This is a genomic window from Alistipes sp. cv1, from assembly GCF_900240235.1.
Taxonomy (GTDB): domain Bacteria; phylum Bacteroidota; class Bacteroidia; order Bacteroidales; family Rikenellaceae; genus Alistipes_A; species Alistipes_A hominis.
Genome location: NZ_OEPW01000002.1, coordinates 157,565 through 170,257, shown reverse-complemented (window position 1 = coordinate 170,257; position 12,693 = coordinate 157,565). Strand labels below are relative to the sequence as shown.

Here is a 12,693-nt window from a genome sequence, read left to right as displayed (position 1 = left end):
ATGGAGGAACGCAAACCGGATATCAAAAAAGGAATATTGCATCGCGTGCAGGTGCTCTATGTGTTGTTTTTCATCATCGGCCTGATGATCGTGGGCAAGATCCTGTATCTGCAGTACGGACCCAAAAGCGGGCGGTTGCGCAGCGAAGGGACGACTATCACTTACGAGCGGGTGGCGATGGAAGCCGACCGGGGCGATATCCTCGCCTGCGACGGCCGTATTCTGGCCACTTCGGTGCCGGAGTACGAAGTGCGGATGGACTTCGCCGCCAACGGACTGGTCGATTCGATTTTCCTGCGCGACGTCGATTCGCTGGCTTATTGCCTGTCCGATTTTTTCGGCGACAAAAGCAAGAGCGCTTATAAGCTGAAATTGATCAATGCGTTCCGGGAGCGGAGGAAAAACCGTTACGTGCTGCTGTCCCCGCGACGCGTCAATCATTTGGAAATAAAAGAGATCGCCCGTTTCCCGATATTCCGGCTGGGGCAGAACCGGGGCGGTTTCATCGCTAAGCAGACCAGCCGTCGGCTGCTGCCTCACGGCGATATGGCCAAGCGCACGATCGGCATGGTGAACCAGACCGGGACGAAAGTCGGTATCGAGGGCGCTTTCGATAGCGTGCTGCACGGTATCGACGGAAACGTGCTGATGCAGCGTATTTCGGGAACGTTCCGGGTTCCGGTTCCCGACGAGATGAACGTCGATCCGGTGGACGGTATCGACGTGGTGACGACGCTCGACGTCGATATCCAGGACGTGGCCGAGAAAGCGCTGCGAGAGCAGCTCGAAACGATGCAGGCCGATTGGGGGACGGCGATCCTGATGGAGGTTTCCACCGGCGAAATCCGTGCGATCACGAACCTGACCCGCAAGGGCGAGGGAAACATCGTCGAAGATTACAACTACGCGATCGGGATGAACATGGAGCCCGGTTCCACGCAAAAGCTGGCATCGTTGATTACGCTGCTCGACGATGCCGGGGCCAGTCTCGACGAAAAATACGATACCGGCAACGGTACGGCCATCATCGGTCGCACGAAAGTGACCGATACGCACGGTTACGGCTTGCTGACGTTGAAAGGCGTTTTCGAAAAGTCGTCGAACGTCGGTTTTGCCAAAGCGGTGAATAAGTATTACAAGGACGATCCGAAACGCTTCGTCGAACACCTCTATAAAATGGGTTTGAACGAGCCGCTCCACCTGCAAATCGCCGGCGGCCAGAATCCTGTGATCCGCAAGCCCGGAGACCGCTGGTGGGACGGGACGACGCTGACGAACATGGCTTACGGGTACGCGCTGCTGCTTACCCCGATGAAAACGCTGACGTTCTACAATGCGGTGGCCAACGACGGGCGGATGGTGAGCCCGCTGTTCGTCAAAGAGTTGAGGCAGTACGGGCAGACGTTGCGGACCTACCGGGCGCGAACGATGGTCTCTTCGATCGCCTCGGACGAGACGCTGAAAGAGGTTCGCGCGGCGATGCGCGGCGTCGTGGAAGAGGGAACGGGACGCATCCTGAAAAGCCGTTATTATAAGGTGGGCGGCAAAACCGGTACGGCGCAGATTCCGGTGAACGGGCGCTATACCGACCGCAACGGCGGACGGCACTACCTGGCGACGATGGTGGGCTATTTTCCCGAAGACGATCCGAAGTACAGTTGCCTGGTCGCGCTCAAGACTTACAATGCTCCGGGACACCGGAGATTTTATTACGGGGCTTCGCTGGCCGGGCCCGTATTTCGGGCGATTGCCGACCGGGTGTACGCCAAAAATACCGCTTGGCAGGATCCGTTGTCGCAGCGAAAGGAAAAAACGGATGAAAAGCCCCGGCTCAAGGCCGGTTGCGCCGACGAAATGCGTGAAGTCGCTTATCGTTTCGACGTCCGTTACGAAGGACGGCGCGGACGGACCGACTGGCGGGGAGTGGAAGCCGTCGATTCGGCCGGGATTGCGTATACAAGCTACGAGGGATGGTCGGACGAAGTGCCTTCGGTGGTCGGGATGGGCCTGAAGGAGGCCGTTTATCTGCTGGAACGCCGTGGAATGGTCGTCGCGTTTTCGGGGGTCGGCGGCGTCGAGTCCCAGTCCGTCCCGGCCGGAACGAAAGTGCGCCGAGGAATGCTGATTCGGCTGGAACTCGGCTGTACGCCGTTGGAACCGGGGATTTACCTGAAGGAGAAAAAGGCGGACAGCTCGGCAGATTCCGTGGCTTCTTCGGGCCGCGGCGATTGAAAATCGAGCAAGAAGAAATAGCCGATTCGTATAATTCCGGGAAAAAAGATATCTTTGTAACGCAGCGTAAGTTTTATGGGAAGACTGTTTCGATACTTTTTACTGGCAATGGCCCTTTCGGTGATCGTTCCGCGCATTTTCGGCGACGGTCCGGCCGCGGAATGCGCGCCGGCGCTCGAAACGGTTTGCGACCAGATCACCGAAGCCGCTCCGCCGGGAGAGTTGCACCGGTTCGTCTTCGCATCGTTGCAGAGCGATTTGGCGCCGGGGTCTTCCGGTTTCTGTTCTTTCGTAACTAAAACGCCCGTGTCGCGGGTGTCGTCCCTGTTCCGTTTTTGTGCGAATGCGGTGTCTGAGAACCGCGTCGTGAGCAGCGGACCGCTGACGCGGCTGCGATTCCAGCAGCGGTGTTTCGACGGCTGGCTTGCGGCATTGCAGCACACGGGGTATTACGTCTTTTTTCTCAGAAAAATCATTGTTTAGCCGATTCCGATCGAACGTTCGGTGCAGGCGTCCGGCATAGTCGGTTGCGTCGGCCGTACGACGGTTTTCCGGAACGGTTTCCGGTGTTGTTTCCCCCGGCGGAGGGAGCATTCCGCCGCGTATTTTATCAATCACCGAATAAAACAATGAATCATGAACAACGATTTTAAAGTAATCGACGACACGCTGTACAGCGGCGTCGCCGCAGAAGATATCATTCAACGCAGAAAAAGTCCCGTAATCGCCTTGATCGTCGCTCTGGCCGGCAGCGCGCTGGCCGTCTGGAGCCTGACTTCCGATACGATGGTCGATCGCGGCAACCTCTCTTCGATGCTGATGCTCGTCGGGGGGCTGATTGCCATCGTCGGGTTCATCAAGGCCGGGGTGACGTTCAGCTCCGCGGCGCCGGTCTATAAACCGACCGGGGAACGGATTCGCCGGTACGAAATCTATTATCAGGCTGCCGATAAGCCGGCCCTGTGCGCTGCCGTATCGTCGGGCGATATGGAGCGCCTGGTGAATATTCCACGCAACGACAAATCGAGCAGCCTGTTGCTGACGCTGTATGCGACCGAGAGCGGTTCGTTCTCGATGGGGCAGGTGTCGCAGTACGTTCCCCACGCTTTCGAGCCGGTTACCGACGTCGTGCGGTTTTCCGCCGAGCAGGGCAAACTGGCGGTCGGACTGGTCTGACCGCCGTGTAGTCACGGATGCCGGTCCGCCCCGAAAGGCGGGCCGGCTTTTTCTTTTCGGGAGCGTCCGGCGGAAGCTCGGGGCGGAATGTGAAAAAAATGCTAAAAAACGATCGTTTTTTACGGGAAATGAATAAAAATAGTAATTTTGTCCGTTGCTGAATTGTGAGAAACGCCCCATGTTGTTATTCGGGAAATACATTTTGATTGTAATCGTCGCCGTGCTGATGTTGTGCGTGCTGAGTTACATTTCGGTGCCGGTCTATGATTTTCAGTCCGGCCGTTCGTTCTGCGGGGATTCCGTTTACAATCCGTATGCAGGGGCCGATTCGTCCTGTTGGCGGAAAGCCAATTTCCATGCCCATCAAAAAGAGAAACCCCAGTGCGATTATACGGTCGAACAGATGCTCGAAGCCTATCGCAGCAACGGGTACGATATCATGAGCATCTCGGATCATCAGTGCCTGAATACCGAGCATGCCGACCGCCCCGGATTTATCCCGACTTACGAACACGGTTACGGGATCAACGGTTACCATCAGTTGGTGATGGGGGCCGAACGGGTCACGTGGCGCGATTTTCCGCTGATGCTGACCCAGTCGCAGATGCAGTACATGTTGCACTGGCTGCGCCCGCAGGCCGAGGCGCTGGTGCTGAACCACCCGGGCAAGACGCGGATCATCGACCTGGCGGTGTACGGCTGGCTACGCGGGTACGATCTATTGGAAATCAATCCGGAACGGGGACGCGAGCGTTCCGAGCAGTACTGGGATACGGCGCTTTCGGCCGGGATCTATTCGACCCTGATCGGCGACGACGACGCGCACAATATCCGCAACCGGTCGTCGTGGTTCCAGCGCTGCTTCACAATGGTCAATACGCCGTCGCTACGCCCCGGGGATATTATGAAGTCTTTGAAAAAAGGGGCCGCTTATGCGGTATACGTTCCGCACGACGTTAATAACCGTCCCGATCCGCACGGAGACCTGCCCCGGATGGAGCGCATTTCGATGCAGGGCGATACGATTCGCATCCGGGTCGACCGGCCCGCTTCGGCGATCCGGTTTATCGGACAAAACGGAACGCTGCTTGCAGAGGGAAGCGGGGCCGAGGCCGTTTATGCTTTTCGGAAGAACGATGCCTACGCGCGTGCCGAAGCGCATTTCGACGACGGAACGATCCTGTTTTTCAATCCTTTCGTGCGGACTGCCGACGGTAATCGTCCCGTCAACGTATTCGTTCCGGTGGTGAATTACCCGCTCACGGTGTTGTGCCACCTGCTTTGGTTCGCCTTGTTGGCCGGGCTGACCGCTCTGATGCTGTACCTGTCGGGCGTGCGCCGCGGAAGCTTGTATTACCGGTGGAATCCGTCGGTCGCGCCGGAACGAACGAAACCGGACCGACGGGAGACGACCGCCGGTTCGTAACGACCGGGACTGTCGTAAAAAATGAATATGTCGGGTCCGAATGCCGGGCCCGTTTTGGGAATATGACACATCTGGATCCGATCATCTCAGACCTTGCGTTGATCCTCGCCGTCGCGGGGGTTACGACGCTGCTGTTCAAATGGCTGAAACAGCCGGTCGTGTTGGGTTACATCGTCGCCGGGTTCCTGTGTAGCGGAAATTTCCTGTTACAGGGGGTTTCGAACATGGGGAACGTGGACATCTGGGCCGAGATCGGTATCATTTTCCTGTTGTTCTCGCTCGGCCTCGAATTCAGCTTCAAAAAATTGATGAACGTCGGCGGCCCCGCGCTGATGACGGCATTGGTCGTGATCGTCGGGATGATGTGCTCCGGCTTTATGGCGGGACGGGCCCTCGGCTGGACTTCGACGGACAGTATTTTCCTCGGCGGGATGCTGTCGATGTCGTCTACGACGATCATTATCAAGGCATTCGACGATCTGGGGCTCCGCAGCCAGAAGTTCACGTCGCTGGTGTTCGGGGTGCTGGTGGTCGAAGACCTGTTCGCCGTAGTGTTGATGGTGATGCTGTCGACGCTTTTCGTGCAGCGGGCGGTCGAACACGTCGTGATCGCCGAACAGCTTTTCAAACTGATCTTTTTCTTGATTCTGTGGTTCGTCGTGGGGATCTATCTGATTCCTACGTTCCTGAAAAAAATACGGAAATTCCTGAATCAGGAAACGCTGCTGGTGATCTCGCTGGGCCTTTGCCTGATTATGGTCGTGCTGGCGACTTACGCCGGATTTTCGTCTGCGCTCGGGGCGTTCATCATGGGGTCGATCCTAGCCGGGACGGTACAGGCCGAGAGCATCGAGAAGGTCATCGCTCCGGTCAAGGACCTGTTCGGGGCGGTCTTCTTCGTGTCGGTCGGGATGCTGGTCGAGCCGGCGATGCTGGTGCAATACATCGTGCCGATCGTTTTTTTGACGGTGGTCGTGATCGTCGGACAGATATTCTACGGGACGCTCGGTTTCCTCGTGTCGGGGCAGAATCTGAAAATCGCGTTGCAGTCGTCGTTCTCGCTGGCGCAGATCGGAGAGTTCGCCTTTATCATCGCGTCGCTCGGACTGTCGATGGGGGTTACCAGTTCGTTCCTTTATCCGGTCGCGGTGGCCGTGTCGGTCGTGACCACATTTACCACGCCGTTTATCATCCGGCTCAGCGATCCTGCCTATCACCGGATCAACCGGTTGATTCCGAAGCGGATGAAAGCGCTGCTGGCCCGGTACAGCGCCGGGTCGCAAACCGTCAACAGCGAGCGGGAGTGGATGTCGCTGCTGAAAAAGTCGCTGTTGAACATGTTTATCTACTGCGTGCTGTTGGGCGGCGTGGTGTGGATCTCTTCGAGTTACTATTCGCCGTTCGTCGAGGAGCGTTTCGAAGGATTCGCCGGCAAACTGATCGCTACGACGACGACCATTCTCTTTATGACGCCGCTGTTGTGGGGGCTTGCGGTGCGGCACCTGAATCGCAGGCTGTTCGTGCCGCTGTGGAACGATCCCCGTTTCAACCACGGGTTGTTGGTGTCGTTGATCGTGCTGCGGATTCTCCTCGCGCTGATGTTCGTACTGACCGTAGTCGCTCACCTGAGTTCGTACCGTTGGGGGGCGTTGATGGCGTTCGCCATTCTGCTGTTGCTGTTGGCGCTGTTCTGGAGACGGATCAAAAGAGGATACCTGCGTTTCGAACAGCGTTTCTTTACCAACCTGAACGAAAAAGATGCGAGCACCGTCGTGACGACCGGGAACTACCGCGCCAAGTTCCTGCATATGGCTAAGATGACGGTTTCGGCCGACAGCCCGCTCGTCGGGCGGTGTTTCAGGGAGTTGGATCTCCGCCTGCGCTACGGGGTGACGGTGGTGTCGGTGCTGCGCGGCAGCCACCGGTACAATGCGCCCGGCGCATCGATGGTGCTGATGCCGTCCGACGAGATTTCGGTCGTCGGGACGGATGCGCAGTTGAGCCAGTTCGCTTCGAAGGTCGAAGTGCCGCTGTCGCCGGTCGATCGGGAAGAGGCGACGATGCAAAAATTTTCGGTCGGCGAGCATTCCGTACTGATCGGTATGACCGTTTCGCAGTTCGGCATGATGTGCCGAGGGGCCTGCTTGATCATCGGGATCGAACGCAGCGACGGCTCGTACGTCAGACCGCTGGGACTGGTGCGTTTTCAGCCGTACGATATGGTTTGGATCGCCGGCGACCGGGAGACGATCGAACAGGTGCTCGTCGGAACGAAGCCTCCCGTACCGAAAACGGAAAAAAAGCTCGTACGGCGGATTCTCCGCAAGAAATGATTTTGTCGATAAGATGTCAATTAAAAGGCATCTTATTTTTTATTTCTCCGGTGTAAAACCTTACTTTTGTATATTGCATAAAGTGTATATGGATGTTACGTGAGCTATTGGTGGACGTGGAAGTGCTTTCGACGACGGGAGACCTTTCGGTAGAAATTGACAATCTTGAGTTTGACTCGCGCGAGGCGAAGCCGGGAACGCTGTTTTTCGCCATGCGCGGAACGCAGACCGACGGACATCGCTTTATCGGGGCGGCCGTCGGTCTCGGAGCGTCGGCGGTAGTATGCGAAGAGTTGCCGGAAGAGTTGTGCGGTGGGGTGACCTATGTGCGGGTGGCGGATTCGACGGTTGCGCTGGGGCGCATCGCGTCGGCCTTTTACGGACATCCGAGCCGTAATCTGAAACTGGTGGGTATAACCGGAACCAACGGGAAAACCACGACGGCGACGCTGCTGTACCGGTTGTTCCGCCGGCTGGGATATAAGGTGGGATTGATTTCGACCGTAACCTACTGCATCGATACCGAACAGCGCGAATCGACCCATACGACGCCCGACGGCATCCGGCTGAATCGCATGATGGCCGAAATGGTCGAACGCGGATGCGAATACTGTTTTATGGAAGTCAGTTCGCACAGCCTCGTGCAGCACCGCATCGAGGGACTCTCTTTCGTCGGCGCCGTTTTCAGCAACATTACCCACGACCATCTGGATTATCATCATACGTTCGCTGAGTACATCCGGGCCAAAAAAATGCTGTTCGACGCGCTGCCGGAGGGAACGTTCGCGCTGACCAATGCCGACGACCGCAACGGCATGGTGATGGTGCAGAATACCGGCGCGGAGGTCAAGACTTACGCGTTGCAGGCGTTCGCCGATTTCCGGTGCCGGATCGTCGAGATGCATTTCGACGGCATGCTGCTGAATCTGGACGGTTCGGAGGTCTGGGCGACATTCCTCGGGCGTTTCAACGCTTACAACCTAACGGCCGTATATGCGACGGCCCTGCTGCTCGGCGCCGACCGCGACGAGGTGCTGCGTATCCTGAGCGAGCTGACGTCGGTCAGCGGCCGTTTTGAGTACGTTCGTTCGGCGGACGGGGTGACCGCCATCGTCGATTACGCTCATACTCCGGATGCGTTGCAGAACGTCCTGCGGACGATCGACGAGATTCGCCGGGAAGGGCAGCGGATCTATGTCGTCGTGGGGTGCGGCGGCAACCGCGACAAGACCAAGCGGCCCGAAATGGCGCAGATCGCCGTGGCGAACAGCGACCTGGCGATCCTGACTTCGGACAATCCCCGGATGGAAGATCCCGAAACGATTCTCGAAGACATGAAGGCGGGGCTCGATCCGTCGGCGTCGTATCTCGCCGTTACCAACCGCCGCGAGGCGATTCGGACGGCCGTGACGCTGGCCCGGCCGGGCGATATCATCCTGCTGGCCGGCAAAGGGCATGAAACCTATCAGGACATTGCCGGAGTGAAACGTCACTTCGACGACAAGGAAGAGGTTTCGAACCTGTTCGCACTGCGGACGAAGAAGTAAATTCGATTAAGAACCGTATTTATGTTATATCATTTAGTCAAGTATCTTTCATTGCATTTCGACATTCCCGGTGCGGGGATGTTCCTGTCGCTGTCGTTCCGTGCGGCGATGGCGATTATTCTGGCGCTGGCGATCGGAATGATTTTCGGCCGCCGGATCATCCGTTTCCTGCAGCGCAAGCAGATCGGCGAGGAGGTGCGCAACCTCGGCCTCGAAGGACAGTTGCAGAAACGCGGAACGCCGACGATGGGCGGCGTTATTATCCTGATTTCGATTCTGATCCCGACGCTGTTGTTCGGCGACCTGACCAACGTTTATACGCGGCTGATGATCGTTTCGACCGTCTGGCTCGGATTGATCGGTTTCCTGGACGACTACATCAAGGTGTTTCGCAAGAACAAGGAAGGGCTCAGCGGCCGGTACAAGATCGTCGGGCAGGTCGGCCTCGGACTGATCGTCGGTTGCGCGATGTGGCTCAGCCCGCAGATCGTGACCAAGGAGAAACTGGACAGAAACGCGCCGCGCGCGCATGTGGAATATGTCAACGACAACGGGCAGCGCAGCGCGGTCTATATGGCGCCGGCCGAAAAAACCGTCAATACTACGATCCCGTTCGTCAAGAACAACGAATTCAATTACCACTGGCTGGTGCCGGGCGACAGCGAGCGGGCCGACCTGTGGACGTGGCTGGTATACGTCGTGATCGCTACGCTGGTCATTACCGCCGTCTCGAACGGCGCGAATCTGACCGACGGGCTCGATGGACTGGCTTCCGGCGTGTCGGCGACGATCGTCGTCACGCTCGGGATACTGGCCTACCTGTCGGGGAACGTCATTTACGCCGATTACCTGAATATCATGTATATACCGATGAGCGGGGAGCTGATCGTCTATGCGGCGGCGTTTGCCGGGGCGCTGTTCGGCTTTTTGTGGTACAACTGTTATCCGGCGCAGGTCTTCATGGGCGATACCGGCAGTTTGGCGATCGGCGGAATCATTGCCGTATTCGCGCTGCTGATCCGCAAGGAGTTGCTGCTGCCGATCCTGTGCGGGATTTTTTTCATCGAAAGCCTGTCGGTCATCATGCAGGTCACCTATTTCAAATATACGAAAAAACGGTACGGCGAAGGCCGGCGCATTTTTCTGATGTCGCCGCTGCACCACCATTTCCAGAAGAAAGGTTACTTCGAATCGAAAATCGTCGTGCGTTTCTGGATCGTGCAGTTGCTGCTGGCCGCCATCACGTTGGTAACGCTTAAAATCAGATAACGATGCAGAGGATCGTGGTATTGGGAGGAGGCGAGAGCGGTTGCGGGTCGGCGGTGCTGGCGCGCGTAAAAGGATTCGACGTGTTTCTGTCGGATAGGGGGAGTATCGCTCCGAAGTACAGGGAACTGCTGGAGAAATGGGATATTCCTTATGAGGAGGGACGGCATACGGCCGGTAAAATCCTGTCGGCCGACAAAGTCGTGAAAAGCCCGGGAATTCCGGACAAGGCTCCGATGGTGAAGGCCGTCCGGGAGCGGGGAATCCCGGTTATTTCTGAAATCGAGTTTGCGGGGGCTTATACCTCTGCGCGAACGATCTGCATCACCGGCAGCAACGGCAAGACGACGACGACGACGCTGACCTACGAGATTTTGCGGCAGGCCGGCGTGAACGTCGGCCTGGCCGGAAATATCGGCGAAAGTTTCGCGCTGGCGGTGGCCACCGGCAATTACGATTGGTACGTGATCGAGCTGAGCAGTTTCCAGTTGGACGGCTGTTACGATTTCCGGGCCGATATCGGCGTGCTGATGAATATTACGCCCGATCACCTCGACCGGTACGATTACGAGTTGCAGAATTACGTGGGCAGCAAGTTCCGTATCCTGCGGAACCAGCGACCGGAAGACCGTTTTATTTATTGCGCCGACGATCCGCTGACGCTCGGAAACCTGCCGAAACATCCGCTCGGGATGCAAACCCTGCCGTTCAGCGTGAAAACCTGCGACGGATGCGCGGCGATGCTGGCCGATGGCGTGATCCGTGCGGAAGTTGCCGGGAAACGGGTGGAGATTCCGGTTGCGGAATTGAAAATTAAGGGAATGCATAATACTTATAATGCGATGGCCGCTTCGCTGGCGGCCTTGTCGGCCGGGGTCGGGCCGGATGCGATATGCCGGACGCTCAGGGCGTTCGAAGGGGTCGAGCACCGCCTCGAAAAGTGCGGGGAGATCGACGGCGTGACCTACGTCAACGATTCGAAAGCGACCAACGTCGATTCGGTGTGGTACGCGCTGGAGAGCATGACCCGTCCGGTGGTGTGGATCGCCGGCGGAACCGATAAAGGGAACGACTATGCGCGGCTTTACGAGTTGGCGGAGGCGAAAGTCAAGACGCTGGTCTGCATGGGCGTCGATAACGGTAAGTTGCTGAAGGCTTTCGATGGTCGGATCGGGAAGATTGTCGATACCCATTCGCTGGACGAGGCGATGGCGGCCGCCCGCCGGAACGCCGGAACGGGCGATGTGGTACTGCTGTCGCCGGCCTGCGCCAGTTTCGACCTGTTTAAAAATTACGAAGACCGCGGACGGCAGTTCAAAGAGAGGGTCGCCGCCGCGCAACGATAACGTATCGATAAAACCGAAAAAACGACGATCATGCAACCGGACGAACCGCACAACGAACAGCAGGGCTTTTTCGACCGCTTTTTCAGCGGCGACCGCGTACTGTGGGTGATCATTGCGATCCTGTCGATCGCGTCGCTGCTGGTGATCTATTCGTCGACCGCGTCGATGGCTTACCGTAAGGCCGGCGGGGATACGGCGCACTATTTCCTGCAGCAGTTGAAGTTCATCGTGCTGGGGTTCGCCGCGATGATCGCCGTGCACCGGATCGATTACCAGCGTTACGCGCGTCCGCGCTTTCTGTCGTTCGTTTTCGTTACGGCGCTGCTGTTCATGCTGTTGACCTTCTTCGTCGGAGTCAACCTGAATAGCGCTTCGCGGTGGATCCGCATCCCGCTGATCGGCGTGACGTTCCAGCCTTCGGATTTCCTGCGGATCGCGCTGATCGCGATCCTGGCGCGGCAGTTGGCCAAGCGGCAAACAAACATTCACCGTATGCCGCTGCTGCCTGCGCTGACGCTGCGCGGGTGGCGTAAAAATCCGGACAAGAATTTCAATATACTGACCAATATCACGATCCCCGTTCTGGGGCCGATCGTGATCGCCTGCGCCGCGATTTTTATTTCCAATTTTTCGACGGCGGCGATCACGTTCTGCACCTGTCTGATCATGCTCTATGTCGGGCGTGTCCGCGTGCGGGAGTTGTGGCGGCTGGTCGCGCTGGTGTTCGTGACGATGGTTTGCGCCGTGTCGGTGATGTACGCCTTCAATATCGGGCGGTCGCATACGTGGGTCAACCGGCTTGGGATCGGGGATATGATGAGTAAGACCGAGCAAGTCAAAGCGCAGGGCGAAGACGACGACCTGCAGCAGGAGCAGGCCCGGATCGCGATCGCTTCGGGCGGATTGATGGGCAAAGGGCCCGGAAACAGTACGCAGCGGTCGAACCTGCCGCACTCCTATTCGGATTTCGCGTATGCCTTTATCGTCGAAGAGTACGGGCTGATCGGAGCGTCGCTGATGCTTTTCCTGTACCTGTGTATTTTCTTCCGTGGGATCGTTACGTTCCGGCGTTGCGGGACGGCGTTTCCGGGATTGCTGGTGCTGGGGCTTTGCCTGATGATTACGTTCCAGGCAATCTGTAACATGCTGGTTTCGGTGTGCCTGTTCCCGGTGACCGGACAGACGCTGCCGCTGGTCAGCCTGGGCGGTTCGTCGATCGTGTTTACCTGCCTGGCGCTCGGCCTGATTCTCGGGATCAGCCGACAGGTGAAGGAAGAGTCGCTGGATCGGCCGAGAAAAGAGTCGTTACTGGAGTAGCGGAACGGGCGGCCGTTTTTGCGGCGAATATCGGATCATTGATGTTGTGT

Annotated in this window: 9 protein-coding genes; all 9 read left to right on the top strand. The window is 57.6% G+C overall.

Translation table 11 applies throughout. From position 1 onward, the window contains the following. The 9 genes from C1A08_RS05085 to C1A08_RS05045 all read left to right on the top strand — a co-directional run bounded on the left by C1A08_RS05085 (nt 1) and on the right by C1A08_RS05045 (nt 12,643). Complete coding sequence (locus C1A08_RS05085) at nt 1-2,232, top strand: penicillin-binding protein (RefSeq protein WP_101571833.1); 2,232 nt, start codon at nt 1-3, stop codon at nt 2,230-2,232. A 75-nt stretch (nt 2,233-2,307) separates the two neighbouring features. Continuing rightward, complete coding sequence (locus tag C1A08_RS05080; RefSeq protein WP_145996521.1) at nt 2,308-2,715, top strand: hypothetical protein; 408 nt, start codon at nt 2,308-2,310, stop codon at nt 2,713-2,715. Nucleotides 2,716-2,868: 153 nt separating this feature from the next. Next, nucleotides 2,869-3,408 carry a hypothetical protein gene (locus tag C1A08_RS05075; RefSeq protein WP_055202644.1) on the top strand — a complete coding sequence of 180 codons (540 nt, stop codon included), beginning with the start codon at nt 2,869-2,871 and terminating at the stop codon, nt 3,406-3,408. 202 nt (nt 3,409-3,610) lie between these two features. Further along, on the top strand, nt 3,611-4,834 hold the full coding sequence (locus C1A08_RS05070; protein ID WP_145996520.1) for a hypothetical protein: 1,224 nt from the start codon (nt 3,611-3,613) through the stop codon (nt 4,832-4,834). Between the two features lie 62 nt (nt 4,835-4,896). Next, nucleotides 4,897-7,167 carry a cation:proton antiporter domain-containing protein gene (locus C1A08_RS05065; protein WP_101572058.1) on the top strand — a complete coding sequence of 757 codons (2,271 nt, stop codon included), beginning with the start codon at nt 4,897-4,899 and terminating at the stop codon, nt 7,165-7,167. A 92-nt stretch (nt 7,168-7,259) separates the two neighbouring features. Continuing rightward, nucleotides 7,260-8,714 carry a UDP-N-acetylmuramoyl-L-alanyl-D-glutamate--2,6-diaminopimelate ligase gene (locus C1A08_RS05060; protein WP_180951526.1) on the top strand — a complete coding sequence of 485 codons (1,455 nt, stop codon included), beginning with the start codon at nt 7,260-7,262 and terminating at the stop codon, nt 8,712-8,714. Between the two features lie 21 nt (nt 8,715-8,735). Beyond that, nucleotides 8,736-9,983, top strand: a complete 1,248-nt coding sequence (gene mraY / locus C1A08_RS05055; RefSeq protein WP_055202638.1) for a phospho-N-acetylmuramoyl-pentapeptide-transferase — start codon at nt 8,736-8,738, stop codon at nt 9,981-9,983. Between the two features lie 2 nt (nt 9,984-9,985). Next, nucleotides 9,986-11,326 (top strand): UDP-N-acetylmuramoyl-L-alanine--D-glutamate ligase, encoded by a 1,341-nt coding sequence (gene murD, locus C1A08_RS05050; protein ID WP_101571826.1) that lies wholly within the window; start codon nt 9,986-9,988, stop codon nt 11,324-11,326. A 30-nt stretch (nt 11,327-11,356) separates the two neighbouring features. Continuing rightward, a complete protein-coding gene (locus tag C1A08_RS05045; RefSeq protein ID WP_081032493.1) occupies nt 11,357-12,643 on the top strand; it encodes an FtsW/RodA/SpoVE family cell cycle protein in 1,287 nt (428 codons plus the stop codon). Nucleotides 12,644-12,693: the final 50 nt, after the last annotated feature.

Coding starts and splice junctions, on each gene's coding strand:
- C1A08_RS05060 (WP_180951526.1), top strand. CDS start 7,260: ATGTTACGTGAGCTATTGGTGGACGTGGAAGTGCTTTCGACGACGGGA.
- C1A08_RS05085 (WP_101571833.1), top strand. CDS start 1: ATGGAGGAACGCAAACCGGATATCAAAAAAGGAATATTGCATCGCGTG.
- C1A08_RS05045 (WP_081032493.1), top strand. CDS start 11,357: ATGCAACCGGACGAACCGCACAACGAACAGCAGGGCTTTTTCGACCGC.
- C1A08_RS05075 (WP_055202644.1), top strand. CDS start 2,869: ATGAACAACGATTTTAAAGTAATCGACGACACGCTGTACAGCGGCGTC.
- C1A08_RS05080 (WP_145996521.1), top strand. CDS start 2,308: ATGGGAAGACTGTTTCGATACTTTTTACTGGCAATGGCCCTTTCGGTG.
- murD (WP_101571826.1), top strand. CDS start 9,986: ATGCAGAGGATCGTGGTATTGGGAGGAGGCGAGAGCGGTTGCGGGTCG.
- C1A08_RS05065 (WP_101572058.1), top strand. CDS start 4,897: ATGACACATCTGGATCCGATCATCTCAGACCTTGCGTTGATCCTCGCC.
- mraY (WP_055202638.1), top strand. CDS start 8,736: ATGTTATATCATTTAGTCAAGTATCTTTCATTGCATTTCGACATTCCC.